This is a genomic window from Ruminococcus sp. RTP21484sp1_RTP21281st1_A8_RTP21281_210402 (assembly GCF_040914025.1).
Classification (GTDB): domain Bacteria; phylum Bacillota; class Clostridia; order Lachnospirales; family Lachnospiraceae; genus Blautia_A; species Blautia_A faecis.
In genome coordinates, this window is the sequence record NZ_JBCPGE010000025.1 from 4,850 (window position 1) to 21,911 (window position 17,062).

Here is a 17,062-nt window from a genome sequence, read left to right on the forward strand (position 1 = left end):
ATTACATAGCGCGGATGAGCCTGATCAATATGATGAAATTCAAAAGGAAAATCATATGTTCCCCTTAAACGGTCTTCATTATGGTCCAGATCCTGCAAAATAAATTCCTCCTTAAGTTAATTTGATGGATTTTTTACAAAATGATCAAAAAAGTGAATATTGTACTATTTTTTGCCATTATATCACAAGTAATTACGGTTTGGCAATTGTATACTATGAACTATAGGAAACAGGGAGGTTTTTTAGTGAAACCTCTTAAAAAAGAATATATTTATTATGGAGGTAATGAATCATGGCAAAGAGCAGATTAGTAGGCAGCTATCCGGTTATCGGTATCAGACCAACAATCGACGGACGTAGAGGAGCACTCGATGTCAGAGGATCTCTTGAAGAGCAGACAATGAATATGGCTAAATCCGCTGCGAAACTTTTTGAAGAAAACCTGAGATATTCCAACGGTGAGCCTGTTAAAGTTGTTATCGCTGATACAACAATCGGACGTGTAGGTGAAAGTGCTGCATGTGCTGACAAATTCCGTAAAGAAGGCGTAGACATCACACTTACTGTTACACCGTGCTGGTGCTATGGCGCAGAGACAATGGATATGGATCCTCAGACAATCAAAGCTGTATGGGGCTTCAACGGAACAGAAAGACCAGGAGCAGTTTACCTTGCATCCGTTCTTGCTACACATGCACAGAAAGGTCTTCCGGCATTCGGTATCTATGGACATGATGTTCAGGAAGCTGATGACACATCTATCCCGGCAGACGTTGAAGAGAAATTACTCAGATTCGGACGTGCAGCAGTTGCAGCTGCTTCCATGAGAGGCAAATCCTATCTGCAGATCGGTTCCGTTACAATGGGTATCGGCGGATCTATCATTGATTCCGATTTCATCGAATCCTATCTTGGAATGCGTGTTGAATCCGTTGATGAGGTAGAAATCATCCGTCGTATGACAGAAGGCATCTACGATCACGCAGAATTTGAGAAAGCTCTCAAATGGGCGAAAGAGACCTGTAAGATTGGTTGGGACAAGAACCCTGAAGAACTGCAGTTCTCCCCAGAGAAGAAAGAAGAGCAGTTTGAGTTCGTAGTTAAAATGGCAGTTATCATCAAAGAGCTGATGAACGGCTGCGATAACCTTGATCCTGCATTCTCCGAGGAAGCAATCGGACACAACGCTCTGGCAGCTGGTTTCCAGGGACAGAGACAGTGGACAGATTTCTATCCAAACGGTGACTTTGCAGAAGCTATGCTGAACACATCCTTCGACTGGAACGGAGCTCGTGAGCCATACATCCTCGCTACAGAGAATGACGTTCTCAACGGACTTGGAATGATGTTCATGAAACTTCTTACAAACAGAGCTCAGATCTTCGCTGATGTTCGTACATACTGGAGCCCAGAGGCTGTTAAGAAAGCTACAGGATATGACCTTGAAGGCGTAGCTAAAGAAGCTGGCGGATTCCTTCACCTGATCAACTCCGGTGCTGCTTGCCTTGACGCTAACGGCGAAGCTAAAGATGAAAACGGCAATGCTGTTATGAAACAGTGGTGGGATATCACAGAAGAAGACCAGAAAGCTATCATGGAAAACACTGAATGGTGTATGGCTGACAACGGATACTTCCGTGGAGGCGGATACTCCAGCCGTTATGAAACAAAAGCTCAGATGCCTGCAACAATGATCCGTTTGAACCTTGTTAAAGGACTTGGACCGGTTCTGCAGATTGCTGAAGGATGGACAGTTGCTCTTCCAGCAGAAGTATCTGACAAACTTTGGAAACGTACAGACTACACATGGCCATGTACATGGTTTGCTCCAAGATGCGATGGCAAAGAGGGACCGTTCAAGACAGCTTATGATGTAATGAACAACTGGGGAGCTAACCACGGTGCTATCTCCTACGGACATATCGGAGCTGACCTGATCACAATGTGCTCTATGCTTCGTATCCCGGTATCCATGCATAACGTTCCGGAGAAAGATATCTATCGTCCGGCAGCTTGGAATGCATTTGGAATGGATAAAGAAGGTGCAGATTTCAGAGCTTGCAAGAACTATGGACCTCTTTATAAATAATTAGCTTTTTATAATTTAACTGCTTTCTTTCACTCCCCCAGGACAATGAAGGAAAGCTGAGAGAGCGGGACTTTTGTCTCGCTCTTTTATTGTCTGGGGCTCTTTATCGGACATACATTCGCATGATTTCACGCCCGGATTCCCGATTTTTCTGTGAAATTGTTTATAAAAACACCTCGCGGAACATTACCGGTGAATAGTAACTGTTGCTGTAAAATAATGGGAAAATATGAGAAAAATGGTTGCAAGTTTTTCCTGGTGTGTTACAATGAAAAACAGAAAATGTATATAAGAGGGAAAAGAGGATATATATGAAGAAAAAGCTGGGAATGTTGCTGGCTGTGCTTCTTACTTTTTGCATGACTGTGGGAGTTTTTGCAGATGCAGGAAAGACACAGCAGGTTGATTATAAAACAGATTACTATATGATTGTAGAATCGCCTGATGGCGGTGTTGACATGTATTCAGAGGCAGATGCTTCCAGCCCGAAGCTGAATGATGAGCTGATTCCTAATGGAACTGCGATCCATGTAGAAGGAGAGACCACAGATGAAGCTGGAAAGGTATGGGTATATGCTCAGCTTCATGGCATGTTTGGTTTCCTGGAAGAGAATTATCTGAAGCCGGCTACTCTTGCCGAGGCAGTGGCATCAGAGCTTGTTTTATACGGAAGCAAGGATGCGAATTACAGTATTACAGTCAATGCTAAGGAAGACGGTTCCGTTTGCCTGTATAAAGGACCTGGAAAAAAGTACGGCACAGTTTCCGGAGGCTGTAATATAGCGAATGGTGAGAAGTTATATATTGATACAGAAGTAGATACTGGTAAAGATGGTATCTGGGGACACACAGAGGCTGGTGATGTTTCTGGCTGGGTAAATATTGCAGAAGCCACCAATACGGAAGAGAGTACAGTAGAACTTGTTCCTGAAACTGAGAAAGAAGCGGAAGACGGTTCCCAATCTGTTCAGGCTGGAGAGAATACTTCTGAAGTTGGAAAAGCAGGTACCGAAGGCAAAGATATCGGTGATGCGGAGGCAGAGCCAACAGGCACTCCTACCTCGAAGCCTGAGAAGACAAGTACTCCTGCTCCGAAGCCAACTGAGACGAGTACTCCTGCTCCGGAACCGACTAAGAAAGCAACTGCAGCTTCAGAGCCAACTGAGACAAGTACTCCTGCCCCTGAGCCGACTGAAGCGAGCACTCCTGCCCCGGAACCAACTGAGGCGAGCACGCCTACCCCGGAGCCGACTGAGACAAGTACTCCTACTCCGGAACCAACAGAGACAAGTACTCCCACCCCGGAGCCAAGTGTGACTATTGCGCCTACAGAAGAGGCAACAGTAACAGTTGCTCCTTCAGAAAGTGCAGAACAGGAAGCATCCAGCGAAAATGTGGAGAGCACAGATAAGGGAATGAATTCTGTTATCTGGATTCTGGTTGTAGTTATTATCATTGGCATCGCAGTGGTAATCTGGCTCCTTAAGAAAAAAGGAAAAAATAGTGAATCATAATAAACATGAATAATAAAAGCTCCGCCGGGAATCCGACGGAGCTTTTTAGCTGAAAAAAATTATTTGTTGATAACAACACCTTTCTGAAGCATAACGTTTGCGTAAACAGCTTTCTCACCTGTAGCGATAATACAATATGCTTTCTTTGCCTCTTCATAAAATGCGAAACGCTCGATATTTCCAACTGCTTCGGCGCCACGTTCATCATGTTTGGAAACAATCTCTTTGTATGTATCCCAGATTGGGGTTTTTACCGGATCGCCAGGCATAACTTCCATCAGGGTAACTGGTTTCTCTACATAAGAATCAAGAGGGATAACAGTAAGGATAGCGTCCAGAAGTTCTGGAACTCCATGTCCATCGCAACGAACAACAATTGCATCTTTACCCATTGATTCTACTGGGAAGTTGCCGTCCGCGATAACGATGCGGTCGCTGTGTCCCATCTCGCATAAAACTTTTAAAAGCTGTGGTGAAAGTATTTCTGGAATTCCTTTTAACATAATATATTCTCCCTTCGTTCTTTCTCAGAAATCTGGCACAGTAATCTATAAAAACTGATACCGGTTCCGAAAGTATTCTACTCTATAAGTTACCTTTCTTTGCTGGATTTTTCAAGGTAAAATTTTACGCAAAAAGATGAAATATTTACTGTTGACAGAAATTTGGAAAAGAGTTAATATGAACTAAAACGGAAACGTTTCGGTTTTCAAAAACAGAAGATTCATGGCCTGCACAAGCAGGCAGAAGGAGGAGAATATGCCACTTGTTACATCTAAGGAAATGTTGCTGAAGGCTCAGCAGGGCGGTTACGCAGTAGGTGCATTTAATGCAGAGAATATGGAGATGGTGAAAGCTATCATTCAGGCAGCTGAGGAGCTGAAAGCACCTGTTATGATCCAGACTACTCCATCTACTATTAAATATGGCACTCTTGAGACCTATCAGGCAATCGTTGCAGCAGAAGCTGCAAAGGCTTCCGTTCCAGTTTGCCTGCACCTTGACCATGGCAGTAGCTTTGATCTTGCGATGAAGGCACTGAAGGCTGGATATACTTCCGTGATGATTGACGGTTCTAAGCTGGATTATGAAGGAAACATTGAGGTGAGCAAGAAGGTGGCTGACGTAGCAGCTTCTATGGGAATCCCATGCGAGGCAGAACTTGGTAAGGTAGGTGGTAAGGAAGACGATCTGGTTGCAGTTGCAGATACCAATACCGATCCACAGGAAGCCAGAGAATTTGTAGAGCGCACAGGCGTTACTTCTCTTGCAGTAGCAATTGGCACAGCACATGGCTTCTATGTGGGAACTCCTGTTCTTGATAAGGAGCGTTTAAGTGAAATTCGTGAAGTTGTAGATATTCCGCTGGTTCTTCATGGCGCTTCCGGTCTTAGCGATGAGGATGTTATGGATTGTGTAAAGAGAGGAATCTGTAAGGTTAATTTTGCCACCGAGCTTCGTGCGGCATACTCCAAGGCTGTCAGAGAGACACTTGAGGATGAGAAGGTATTTGATCCTAAGGCATATGGCAAGGCTGGAATTGCAGCTGTGAAAGAGCTTGTAATGGCTCGTATGAAAGTTTGCGGCTGTGACGGAAAGGCTGAGTAAGAGGCTGATTTATGGCAGCGACGATGAAAGATATTGCCAGACGGACAGGACTTGGCCTGGCAACGATTTCCTCTTATTTCAATGGGGGGAATGTAAGAGAGAAGAACCGTATCAAGATCGAAGAAGCCATCGAAGAATTACATTACGAAGTAAATGAAGTTGCCCGCGGTCTGAAGACCAATGCTACCAAAACAGTGGGGGTTGTGATTCCAGAACTGAACAATGTTTTCTGTGCCGAAATCATCAGTGGAATGGAGGATATCCTCCGAAGCCATGGATATGCAGCGATTGTCTGTGACTGCAGAACAGATAAGAAGCTTGAAAAAGAAGCAGTGGATTTCCTTACCAGGAAACGTGTGGATGGAATTATTAATATGCCGGTAGATATGACAGGAGCCCATCTGAATGAATTTCAGAAAACTGGTAAGCCCATTGTGCTTATCGACCGTATGATCCAGGGAATATCCTGCGACTGTGTGTTGGTGGATAATGTAAATGCAGCTGAGAAGGCTGTTAGCATGCTGGTAGAACAACAGCATCAGAAAATCGGTCTGATCGGTGGCCCGGATGAGGTATTCACTGCCAGACAGCGTATGTTAGGATACATGAAAGCCCTTAAGGATCATGGAATTGCGGTTGATGAAAAGCTGATCTGCCATGGTGATTACACGATCCAGGGAGGCGTTCAGGCAGTAGAAGAGCTGGTGAAAGAGAATCCTGATATGACAGCTGTTTTTGTGACAAACTATGAGATGACTATGGGGGCAGTGATCGGGCTTAACGAGATGGGGGTATCCATGCCAGAGGAGATTTCCCTGGTTGGATTTGACAATCTGCCTTTTGCCCGTGCCTGCAGACCTGCACTTACCATTGTTTCACAGCCTACAGAGAAAATTGCAAGGGAAACAGCACAGATCATGCTGGAACGGCTTGACGGAAGAGAGGAGCTTCCTGACCATATTGTACGGAAACTTCAGACTGATATTTTTATGGGGAAATCCATAAGGAGACAAGGATGAGCAAAGACTATTTATTAGGAATTGATATTGGAACCAGCGCGTGCAAGGTTGCCATATTTAACAAGAACGGAAAGGTGATGGCTTCCGCCAATGGGGATTACCCTGTTTATTATCCTCATGAGGGATGGGCGCAGCAGAAGCCGGATGAATGGTGGCATGCGGTTTGCGGCGCTATTTGCGAATGCCTGAAGACAGGTAATATTTCAGGAGAGCAGATTGCTGGAGTGGGAATTGATGGGCAGAGCTGGTCGGCTATTGCCATTGACCATGAGGGAAATGTTCTGACAGATACACCTATCTGGATGGATACAAGAGCCCAGGAAATCTGCGACAGACTCAATAATGAAATCGGCAGTGAGAATATTTTCAATGTTGCCGGTAATTCTCTTCAGCCTTCTTATACCACAGCGAAGATTCTCTGGTATAAGGAGAATATGCCTGAAGTATATAATAAGATTTACAAGATCCTTCAGTCAAACAGCTTTATTGCTTACAGACTGACTGGTGCCATTACACAGGATCTTTCACAGGGATATGGTCTGCATTGCTTTGATATGCGTACTGGTACCTGGGATGAAGTGATGTGTGAGAAACTGGGAATTCCTGTGGATTTTCTTCCGGAGATTGTTGCGTGCGATAAGGTAGTGGGAACTGTGACGGAAGAGGCAGCAGCCCAGACTGGACTGGCTGTCGGAACTCCTGTAGTGGCCGGCGGTCTGGATGCAGCCTGTGGGACACTTGGTGCGGGGGTGATTCATCCGGGGGAGACCCAGGAGCAGGGTGGACAGGCTGGTGGCATGAGCATCTGCACCGATACATATAAAGCAGATCCAAGCCTGATCTTAGGATATCACGTAGTGCCAGGGCAGTGGCTCCTTCAGGGAGGAACTACCGGAGGCGGCGGTGTCATGCGCTGGTTTGAGAGAGAGTTTGCAGATTATGAGAGGAGCCGTAAGGCGGATACCGGGAAATCTTCTCTGGAACAACTGAATGAGATTGCCGAGGCAGTACCAGCCGGAAGTGAAGGCGTTGTATTCCTTCCGTATATGTCCGGAGAGAGATCCCCTGTCTGGAATCCATACGCCAAAGGTGTTTTCTATGGCCTTGATTTTGCTAAGACCAAGGGACACATGGTAAGAGCCTGTATGGAGGGCGTAGCATTTTCCCTGCGACATAATCTGGAGGTGGCTGAAGCAGCAGGTGCTAAAGCAGAAGTTCTTCGTGCTATGGGAGGTTCAGCCAATTCCCTTCTCTGGACTCAGATTAAGGCTGATGTGACAGGCAAGGCAGTGGTGGTCCCTGCTTCCGATACAGCAACCACATTAGGTGCTGCAATCCTGGCTGGCGTAGGAGTTGGATTTTATAAAGATTACGAGGAAGCGGTTTCCATGACAGTGAAAGAGACAAGACGCCATGAGCCCAATCCTGAGAATAAAGAAGTTTATAATAAGACATACCGTACATACAGGGATTTATATGAATCTCTGAAAGCTATGATGGTACGGAAGTAAGGAGGTATTTCAAGATGAAAGCAGCAGTTGTAGTTGCAAACGAGGATGTACAGTACCAGGAAATCGAAGAACCGCAGGCAAAACCAGGATGGGTAAAGATTAAAGTAAAAGCTTCCGGTATTTGTGGCTCTGATGTTCCGCGAGTATTGAATCATGGTGTTCATTTTTATCCTATCGTTCTTGGACATGAGTTTTCCGGTGATGTAGTAGAAGTTGGCGAAGGGGTCACCAAGGTGAAAGTTGGCGACCGCGTTTCCGGGGCTCCGCTTCTTCCGTGCATGAAGTGTGATGACTGTCAGAATGGAAACTTCTCCTTATGTAAGCATTACAGTTTTATCGGTTCCAGGCAGCAGGGAAGTAATGCGGATTATGTAGTAATTCCAGAGCAGAATGCGATTCCTTTTGATCCGTCTATTTCCTATGAACAGGGTGCAATGTTCGAGCCATCCACAGTTGCTCTTCATGGACTCCTTCAGAATGATTATCAGGGCGGTCGCTGCGTGGCAATTTTAGGATGTGGAACAATTGGCATATTCACAATGCAGTGGGCAAAGATCTTTGGTTCCAAGAAGGTTGTCGTATTTGATATTAGTGAGGAACGCCTGGATCTTGCCATGAGAATGGGCGCAGATGCAGTTATCAATACAACCAAAGAGAATTATATGGAAGAGGCTATGGCAATTACCGGTGGTAAGGGCTATGAATATGTGTTTGAAACAGCCGGACAGGTTCCCACTATGCATATGGCATTTGAACTTGCTGCGAATAAGGCACACGTATGCTTCATTGGAACACCTCATGCAGATCTTACATTTACACCAAAGCAGTGGGAGAATATGAATCGTAAAGAATTTAAACTTACAGGCTCCTGGATGTCCTATAGTTCCCCGTTCCCAGGCAAAGAGTGGGATCTTACAGCTCATTATTTTGCAACCGGTCAGCTGAAATTTGATCCGGGATTTATTTATCGCAAAATGCCAATGAGTCAGGCTCAGGAAGCATTCCAGCTCTATAAGACACCTGGTCTTGTAAAGGGGAAGATTCTTCTGATGAATGAGGATTGAGCATATGATACTGACAGTAACATTAAATGCAGCCATTGATAAGCGGTATGTGGTAAATAACTTTAAGACTGGAGAAGTGAATCGTGTAAAGGAATGTACTTATGTTCCTGGTGGAAAAGGTCTGAATGTATCCAAGCCGGCTTCAATTTACGGAGCAGAGGTGACTGCCACAGGTTTTGTAGGTGGTTATGCAGGAGCTTATATTGAGAATGCATTGAAACCGTTTGGTATTAAAAGTGCTTTTTATCATGTAGCTGCAGAAAGCAGATCCTGTATTAATATCTGGGATGAAGTTAATAAAGTTCAGACAGAATTTCTGGAACCTGGGTTTACCCTTACAGAAGAGGATTTTGCCGGATTTGAGGAAAAATTCTGTAATCTTGTAAAAGAAGCGAAAGTAGTTGCAATGTCAGGAAGTGTTCCGAAAGGACTTGATGGAACTGCTTATCAGCGACTTATAAAGATTGTAAAAGAGGCAGGAATTCCGGTTATTCTGGATACCAGTGGCAAACTTCTTGAAATGGGAATTGAAGCAGCACCTACTATGATCAAGCCCAATATTGATGAAATCCGTATGCTCACAGGCAAGAAATGTGATAATATTCAGGATATTATAGATGCGGCGAAAGAGATTCATGCAAAAGGTGTGGAAATCGTAGCTGTTTCCCTGGGAGCTGACGGTTCTCTTGCAGTAGGTAATGGAGGAATTTTCCGTGCACTGGTTCCGAGAATAAATGCAGTGAACACAGTTGGGTGTGGAGATTCTATGATCGCAGGATTCGCACTGGGTTTATCCAGGAGACTTTCACTTCCTGAGACAATGAAACTGGCAAGTGCTATTTCAGCGGCAGCAGCCATGCGCGAGGAGACTGGATTTTTTGTGATGGAAGATATGGAAAAACTGCTTCCACAGATTGAGGTTACTAAATTATAAGAAAATGTAGTAAAAGATATTAAGCGAAAGTAAATTGCGTTGTAATTGAAAGCCATAGTGCAAAAGAAATGTTAAGGAGGATAAGAAAATGACAATGATTGATCCGGCAATTGTTCCGCAGAGAACACTTTATACTGGCGCTAAGATGCCAGCTGTTGGAATGGGTACTTTTGGAAGTGACCATGCAGATGCAGACGCAGTTTCTGCTTCTGTTGCAGGTGCACTTCGCGTAGGTTACCGTTCTTTTGATTGTGCTGCATGTTACGGAAATGAAGATATGATCGGAAAGATTTTCGCAGATGCATTTGCAGAAGGTATTGTAAAAAGAGAAGAACTTTTTATTGCCTCCAAAGTATGGAACGATATGCATGGTGACGGAGATGTACTGATTGCCTGTGCGAAGACCTTAAAGGATCTGAAGCTTGACTATCTGGATATGTATTATGTTCACTGGCCATTCCCGAACTATCATGCACCACATTGTGATGTGGATTCCAGAAATCCTGATTCCAAACCGTTTACAGTAGAGCGCTTTATGAAAACCTGGCGCCAGATGGAGCGCCTGGTAGATATGGGTCTGACGAAACATATCGGTATGTCTAATATGACAATCCCGAAACTGGAGGCAGTACTTCCACTTTGCAGAATTAAACCAGCTGCGATCGAGATGGAGCTTCATCCATGCTTCCAGCAGCCGGAGCTGTTTGATTATTGCAGAGCGCATGGTATTGAAGTGGTAGGATTCTGCCCAATTGGTTCTCCTGAACGTCCGGAACGTGATAAAATGCCAGAAGATATTGCGGATATTGAACTGCCAGAGCTGAAAGCAATTGCAGCGGCACATGGTGTACATCCAGCAGTTATCTGCATTAAATGGGCTGTACAGAGAGGTGCTTCCCCAATTCCATTCTCTTTGAAAGAGAAGAATTACACCATGAATCTGAAATGTGTCACGGAAGATCCTCTGACAGAAGAAGAGATGGAAACCATCCGTTCCCTTGATAAGAATAACCGTCTGATCAAAGGCCATGTATTCCTGTGGGAAGGTGCAAAGGACTGGCACGATCTCTGGGATGAGGATGGAGTGATTGTAAAATAATGGTTATAATTTCAAAGCTTCTTTGAATATCTTACACAGCAGAAAAGCTGCAGGGTTTATAATGCTTATAACTTTGCAGCTTTTTTGTTACCAGTAAACAGTAACAGTAACCAAACAGTTACTGTTCACTGGTAACGTTCCGCGAGGCGTTTTTTGTGAACAAAGTTCACAGAAAACCCGAGAATTGCGGCGCGAAATCATGCGAATGCATGATTTCTGTGCATCGCGAAGCGCGTTACTGTGAACGGAGTGAACAGTAACCAATGTTTTTTAAACAAACTCTGGAATTGTTTGTTTAGTTTGCATGATTTTATGGTATGTGATAATATAATATTTAGCTGAAATTAATAGAATACCATGTGCAAACAGGCGCAGGGGAGCCGATGAGGTACATGCTGTGTATAGAAAGGGAAAGCGAAAACTATGTATCGAATTTTACTTGTAGATGATGAGATCCTGGTACGTGACGCCATAAAGGAGAATATTGACTGGAAGTCCATGGATTGCCAGCTTGTAGGAGACTGCGAAAACGGAAAGCAGGCAGCAGATTTTGTGAAGAGCCATCCGGTAGATATTGTTCTCACAGATATTTTGATGCCGTATATGGATGGAATGGAACTGAGCCATTTTCTGCATGATAATTACCCGGAGATCGTAATTGTGATCTTCAGTGGCTTCGGGGAATTTGAATATGCAAAGAAAGCAATTCAGTATAATGTAAGCGAATACATGCTGAAGCCGGTAACTGCTATGGAGCTCAGAGAAGTTATTGGCAAAATGAAAGAAAAAGTAGATCTGCAGAGAAAAGAAAAGAAGAAAATAGAATCCCTCACAAAGACATCTCAGGATTATCACAAAAATGCTCTGGTGATTCGTTCGAAAGCGATTGAATCTCTGGTAAGCTGTACGCGGGATGTGCAGGAGAGCCTGGAGGAATTGTCTGGAATGGGAATTAATCTGGAGGCAGCATCTTATCGGGTTGCGTTATTTGACATGGATCTGTTTTCCGATATTCATCAGATTGATATGGAAAAACGCCAGGAGAGCGCATTAATGGCTTTTGTTTTATTTAATGTTGCAGATGAGATCGTGACAGATCGTAATGCAGGAATTGCCTATCAGGAAGGAAATAACCGGGTGTGTATCCTCTTTATGGGAAACCGCAGCAGGGAGTTTTCCAGAGAAATACAGGAAATCTGTCAGGAAATCCAGAAAAAAGTAAAAGAAGTGATCGGCATTGAAGCTTCAGCAGGAATTGGGGGCTGGGTAAGGAATCCCGGAGATACGATCCAGTCTCATAACCAGGCTGAGAAGGCTATTGAACTGCGCTATTTACTGGGCGGAAATCTGCTCATTGATACAGAAACACTGAATCCGGAGAGAAGTATTTCTTTGCAGCAGCCATTAAGCGATATGGTAGATGGAATCAAGAAAGGCAATGAAGCTGAGATGAATCAGGCTCTTTCTGTTATGAAATCTGAGATCAAAAAGGCCAGAGTGGATAAAAGTCAGGCCTGTGTCTGCCTTCAGATGATTCTGCGCCATGCAGGAAGCTGCTGGGAAGCTCTTTCTTCTGAGAATGAAGATCTGTTCCACAAAAGAGAAATTCTCATGGGACGGGTAACCGAACAGAAAACTTTTAAGGAAGCTTTTAAAATGGCAGAGGACTATGTTCACGAGGTATTCGAAAGGTGCTCTTCCCTGAACAGCTCCAGCGGGCAGAAGCAGGCGGTACTTGCTATGGAATATATTCGCCAGCATTACAATGAGCCGGAATTAGGATTGAATGATATCTGCTCCTATCTGAATATTGGTACAAGCTATTTCAGTACTATTTTTAAGGAAGCCACAGGAGGCACTTTCCTGGAATTCCTCAGTAAGACCCGTATGGAAAAGGCAAAGGAACTCCTGGAACAGACTGCACTTAAGAACTATGAGATTGCGGAGAAGGTGGGCTTTTCAGATCCCCATTATTTTGGAATTTCTTTTAAGAAAATGACAGGTAAGACTCCTACCGAGTATGCAAGGGAAAAAAGATCCATATGAAAAGAAAAGTACTGACGGCAGCCGGCATATGTATTGGAATTTTGATTCTTACAGAAGGCAGCAGGTATTTTGTTCAGAATCAGAAATGCCAGAAGCAGCTGTTTGCGATGGACACCTATATGGAGTTTACCGCATATGGTAAAAATAGCGAAAAAGCTGTAGATGCAGCTATAGAAGAAGTACAGAAACTGGATGCGATGTTATCAGCAGAAAACAGTAAAAGTGAAGTATATGCCTTAAACGAACAGGGAAATCTGCAGGCAACAGATGATCTGGCAGAACTGATCCTCCGGGGAAAAGAGATTTATCAGGAGACAGACGGACTTTTTGACGATACGATTTATCCGGTGATGAAGCTATGGGGATTTCCCACAGGTAATTATCATGTGCCTACAGCTGCAGAAGTACAAAAAAAACTGGCACTGGTGGATGGAAATAAAGTAGAAATACAGACCCGGGACTCTGATGAAAAGGGCAGGGACAGCAAAGAAAAAGCAAAGTTTGTAACGCTTGGAGCAGATCAGCAGATTGATTTTGGAGGAATTGCAAAAGGATATACAGGTCAGAAGCTGGCAGAGCTTTTTCAGGAATATGGCGTTTCTTCCGCATTGGTTTCTCTTGGAGGAAACATTCAGGCGATAGGGACGAAGCCAGACGGCAGCAGCTGGAAAGTGGGAATACGTGATCCAAAAGGCGGACAGCAGGATTATATTGGTGTTTTATCTGTGGAAAATCAGGCCGTAGTTACTTCTGGCGGTTATGAGCGGTATTTTGAAGAAAATGGGGAGACCTATATTCATATCATCAATCCCAGGACAGGATATCCGGCAGATGGAGATCTGCTGTCTGTGACAATCGTATCAAAGGACGGTACACTTGCGGATGGAATGTCCACGGCTCTTTATATTATGGGCTATGAGAAGGCTTGTCAATTCTGGCGGCAGCACAGGGAAGAATTCAATGTGATCCTGGTGACAGATGATGGGAAGATTCATATTTCAGAGAATCTTAAGGGAAATTTTCAGACAGAGTGGGAGCTGGAAATGATTGAATCCGGAAGTGAATAATTGCAGCTATAAAAAGATTTGCTGCCAGCAGGTGGATTATTTCTACAGAAATCAGTGATGAAAGATATGAAAAATAATAAGTTAAATGAATGAGAAAACGCAAGGGAGAGCAGCCTATGAATAAAAACAAAAGAGAACGAAAATTTCTTAAAGGCTTCAAAAGTATTCAAAGCACTATATTTGCGGCTGTTTCTGTTCTGGTTCTCTGTGCGGTGCTTGCAGCGACTGCAGTATCAGTAAGATATACGAATTCTACAGTTTATGAGAACTCTGCCATTTATACCCAGACCATTATACATCAGCTGAATCAGAATGTTGATTCGTATATTACATATATGGATAATATTGCCTCAGTTATTGCAAAAAGCCAGGATGCGTATCAGCTTTTGTACCAGCGTATCGGTGAGGATGAGGCTGTAAAAGAAGGGCACAGGAAGCGTCTCCAGGAACAATTCAGTACGATATTGAAAGGACGTGATGACATCTGCAACATTGGAATCGTGCAAAAAGATGGGGTTATGCTTATAAACAGCGGATATCAGGCCACCAATCCGGATCTGGATCTTTCCACTCAGGAGTGGTACACCAATGCAGTAGATAATTATAATCAGTATTGTCTCAGTTCTTCCCATGTCCAGCATGTGATTAAGGACCAGCGTCCGTGGGTGATTACATTAAGCCGCGAAGTCCATAATTTTTATGGCACGGGAAACAGTGACGGTGTTGTATTTATTGACTTGAATTACAGCGCCATCAGTGAGCTCTGCGACCAGAACAGCATTGGGGATAAGGGATATGTATTTATTCTGGATCAGAATGGAAACATCGTTTATCATCCAAGCCAGCAGCAGCTGTATAATGAGCTTCAGACGGAGAACATTGATATTGTTATGAATGCCGACACAGATACGGTAGTAACAGGAGAGGGAGATGACGAAAAAATCTATACACTTGCCCGCTCTGAAATAACTGGCTGGACGATTGTTGGCTGCATGAATATGGCAGAGCTTTTAAAGAGCAGCAAAGAGGCCAATAACATATATGTAATGACGGCCATTGTGCTGGTTGTGATCGCCATGCTTATTTCCAGCTTTATTGCCAGAAGCATAACTCTTCCGATTCAGAAGCTTCGTGATTCTATGGAAAGGGTTCAGGAAGGAGATTTCAAGGCAGCAGATGATCTGGTTATACCTTCCCAGAATGAAATTGGAAGTCTTACCACATCATTCAATGTGATGACCCATAAGATTGAAGATCTGATGGCACAGAATGTCCACGAACAGGAACTGAAGCGAAAGAGCGAACTGAAAGCTCTTCAGTCCCAGATCAATCCCCACTTTCTTTATAATACGCTGGATTCCATTATCTGGATGGCAGAAGGAAAGAAATATGAAGATGTAGTACTGATGACCGCTTCTTTGGCACGGCTTTTGCGGCAAAGTATCAGCAACGAAGATGAAACGGTCCTCATCGGCCAGGAAATCCAGTATGTAAAGAGTTATCTCACCATTCAGAAAATGCGCTATAAGGATAAACTGGAATTTGAGATCAATGTGGATCCATCTATTAACAGTGTGCATATAGTGAAACTTGTACTTCAGCCAATTGTGGAAAATGCAATTTATCATGGTCTTAAATATAAGGAATCAAAAGGGATGCTTACTGTTAACGGATACCAGAAAGATGGAAATGCAGTTATCGAAATAGCAGATGACGGTGTGGGAATGGATGAGGAGACCTTGAACCGGATTTTTGAGAAGCATAAAGTCAATTATCGTTCTAATGGTGTCGGTGTATACAACGTTCAAAGACGTCTCAGTATGTACTATGGAAAGGAATATGGTCTGAGCTATAAAAGTGAAAAAGGAAAAGGTACGACTGTTACAGTGGTAATTCCGATCGAGCAGGAGGAACATCATGAAAAAGCGTAAACAATGGCTTATGCTTGTATGCATAGCGCTGGCGGTGTGTCTGGTTTCCGGAGGAATGCTTTATATTCGTCAAAAAAATAATAACAAAAAGTGGTCATTAATTTACATACCGAAAACAGAGGATGGAACCAATGACTTCTGGACCTCCCTGATTTCAGGGACAAGAATGGCGGCGCAGGAATGCGGTGCAGAACTGGAAGTGCTGGCACCGGAGAGAGAACAGGATGTGGAGGTACAGAATAAACTTCTGGAAGAGGCCATTGAGAAAAATCCGGATGCAATATTATTTTCCCCTTCCAGCTTTGATGCTTCCGATGAATTATTGCAGAAGGCAAAAGATAAGGGAATCAAGATCACATTTATAGATTCCTATACAGAAAGCAATATTCAGGATATGACAGTTGCCACAGATAACCTGGAAGCAGGAAAGCAGCTGGGGGAATATGCCAGAACTTTTTTAAATAAGGATTCTCAGATTGCAATTGTAAGCCATGTAAAAGGTGTTTCCACTGCAATCGAAAGAGAACAGGGCTTTCGGGAAGGTCTGGGGGATTATAATAAGAATGTTGTAGACGTAGTATATTGTAATTCCCAGTTTGATAAAGCTTCACAGCTTACAGAAGAACTGATGGAGAAATATCCGAATCTTGAAATGATTGCAGGAATGAATGAATATTCCTCTGTAGGCGCAGCACGGGCGGTACAGAAACATGATATGGAAGACCAAATCCAGGTAGTGGGGGTAGACAGCTCCCAGGAAGCAGTTCAGCTTATGGAAAAGGGTGTCTTCAAGGGAATTGTTGTGCAGAAAGCGTTTAAGATGGGCTATCTGGGTGTAACGGAGACTGTGCGTATGCTGCAGGGCAAACCTTACGATGAGAATGTAAATTCCGGCTGCCAGCTTGTAACTCCGGAGAATATGTATTCCAGCGAAATCGAAAAGCTGATCTTCCCATTTAATACCATAAAACAGACTTTGTAGCTGTTCTGTATCTTCACAGCTGCACGTTTTGCGGAAGAGTTACCCGATTTATGCTGTACCAGATCTTTTTAATATACTCTGTCAGATAAAATGAGACCTCAGGTTCGATCCTTTTGCGTTTCTTATGTATGAAAAGGATTGAATTTGAGGTTTTTTGATTTTACACGGTAAAGTGTTAGTGCATATTTCACATAAAAG

The 17,062-nt window shown here is 43.7% G+C and carries 13 protein-coding genes; 12 read left to right on the top strand and 1 reads right to left on the bottom strand.

What is annotated here, in order from left to right; genetic code table 11:
* The first annotated feature begins 292 nt into the window (after positions 1–292).
* Both AB5170_RS12725 and AB5170_RS12730 read left to right on the top strand, forming a co-directional pair.
* Positions 293–2,089: an L-fucose isomerase gene (locus AB5170_RS12725; RefSeq protein WP_118577763.1), complete on the top strand. Its 1,797-nt coding sequence runs from the start codon at positions 293–295 to the stop codon at positions 2,087–2,089.
* A 311-nt stretch (positions 2,090–2,400) separates the two neighbouring features.
* Complete coding sequence (locus AB5170_RS12730) at positions 2,401–3,603, top strand: hypothetical protein (protein WP_368361281.1); 1,203 nt, start codon at positions 2,401–2,403, stop codon at positions 3,601–3,603.
* A gap of 59 nt (positions 3,604–3,662) precedes the next feature.
* Here the strand turns inward: AB5170_RS12730 and AB5170_RS12735 are convergent, their stop codons facing one another.
* A complete protein-coding gene (locus AB5170_RS12735; protein ID WP_118577760.1) occupies positions 3,663–4,106 on the bottom strand; it encodes an RbsD/FucU family protein in 444 nt (147 codons plus the stop codon).
* Between the two features lie 256 nt (positions 4,107–4,362).
* Here AB5170_RS12735 and AB5170_RS12740 point away from each other — a divergent pair, with 256 nt between their 5' ends.
* The 10 genes from AB5170_RS12740 (at position 4,363) to AB5170_RS12785 (ending at position 16,864) form a co-directional block, all read left to right on the top strand.
* Entirely contained in the window at positions 4,363–5,211 is an 849-nt protein-coding gene (locus AB5170_RS12740) for a class II fructose-bisphosphate aldolase (RefSeq protein WP_173717930.1), read from the top strand.
* Positions 5,212–5,222: 11 nt separating this feature from the next.
* A complete protein-coding gene (locus tag AB5170_RS12745) occupies positions 5,223–6,230 on the top strand; it encodes a LacI family DNA-binding transcriptional regulator (RefSeq protein WP_368361280.1) in 1,008 nt (335 codons plus the stop codon).
* On the top strand, positions 6,227–7,741 hold the full coding sequence (gene xylB / locus AB5170_RS12750; protein ID WP_173717932.1) for a xylulokinase: 1,515 nt from the start codon (positions 6,227–6,229) through the stop codon (positions 7,739–7,741). The genes AB5170_RS12745 and xylB overlap by 4 nt, the downstream gene beginning before the upstream one ends.
* A 14-nt stretch (positions 7,742–7,755) precedes the next feature.
* The gene (locus AB5170_RS12755) at positions 7,756–8,805 is read left to right on the top strand and encodes a galactitol-1-phosphate 5-dehydrogenase (RefSeq protein ID WP_118577758.1); all 1,050 of its coding nucleotides are present in this window, start codon (positions 7,756–7,758) and stop codon (positions 8,803–8,805) included.
* A gap of 4 nt (positions 8,806–8,809) precedes the next feature.
* Entirely contained in the window at positions 8,810–9,739 is a 930-nt protein-coding gene (gene pfkB, locus AB5170_RS12760) for a 1-phosphofructokinase (protein WP_173734872.1), read from the top strand.
* Positions 9,740–9,827: 88 nt separating this feature from the next.
* Positions 9,828–10,838 carry an aldo/keto reductase gene (locus AB5170_RS12765; protein WP_118577756.1) on the top strand — a complete coding sequence of 337 codons (1,011 nt, stop codon included), beginning with the start codon at positions 9,828–9,830 and terminating at the stop codon, positions 10,836–10,838.
* A 423-nt stretch (positions 10,839–11,261) separates the two neighbouring features.
* Positions 11,262–12,884, top strand: a complete 1,623-nt coding sequence (locus tag AB5170_RS12770; protein ID WP_173770688.1) for a response regulator — start codon at positions 11,262–11,264, stop codon at positions 12,882–12,884.
* Entirely contained in the window at positions 12,881–13,951 is a 1,071-nt protein-coding gene (locus AB5170_RS12775) for an FAD:protein FMN transferase (RefSeq protein WP_195391729.1), read from the top strand. Before AB5170_RS12770 ends, AB5170_RS12775 begins: the two co-directional genes overlap by 4 nt.
* A 116-nt stretch (positions 13,952–14,067) precedes the next feature.
* On the top strand, positions 14,068–15,882 hold the full coding sequence (locus tag AB5170_RS12780) for a sensor histidine kinase (protein WP_173769553.1): 1,815 nt from the start codon (positions 14,068–14,070) through the stop codon (positions 15,880–15,882).
* Positions 15,869–16,864, top strand: coding sequence for a substrate-binding domain-containing protein (locus AB5170_RS12785; RefSeq protein ID WP_195391730.1), 996 nt, complete (start codon positions 15,869–15,871; stop codon positions 16,862–16,864). The genes AB5170_RS12780 and AB5170_RS12785 overlap by 14 nt, the downstream gene beginning before the upstream one ends.
* The last annotated feature ends 198 nt before the right edge of the window (positions 16,865–17,062 follow it).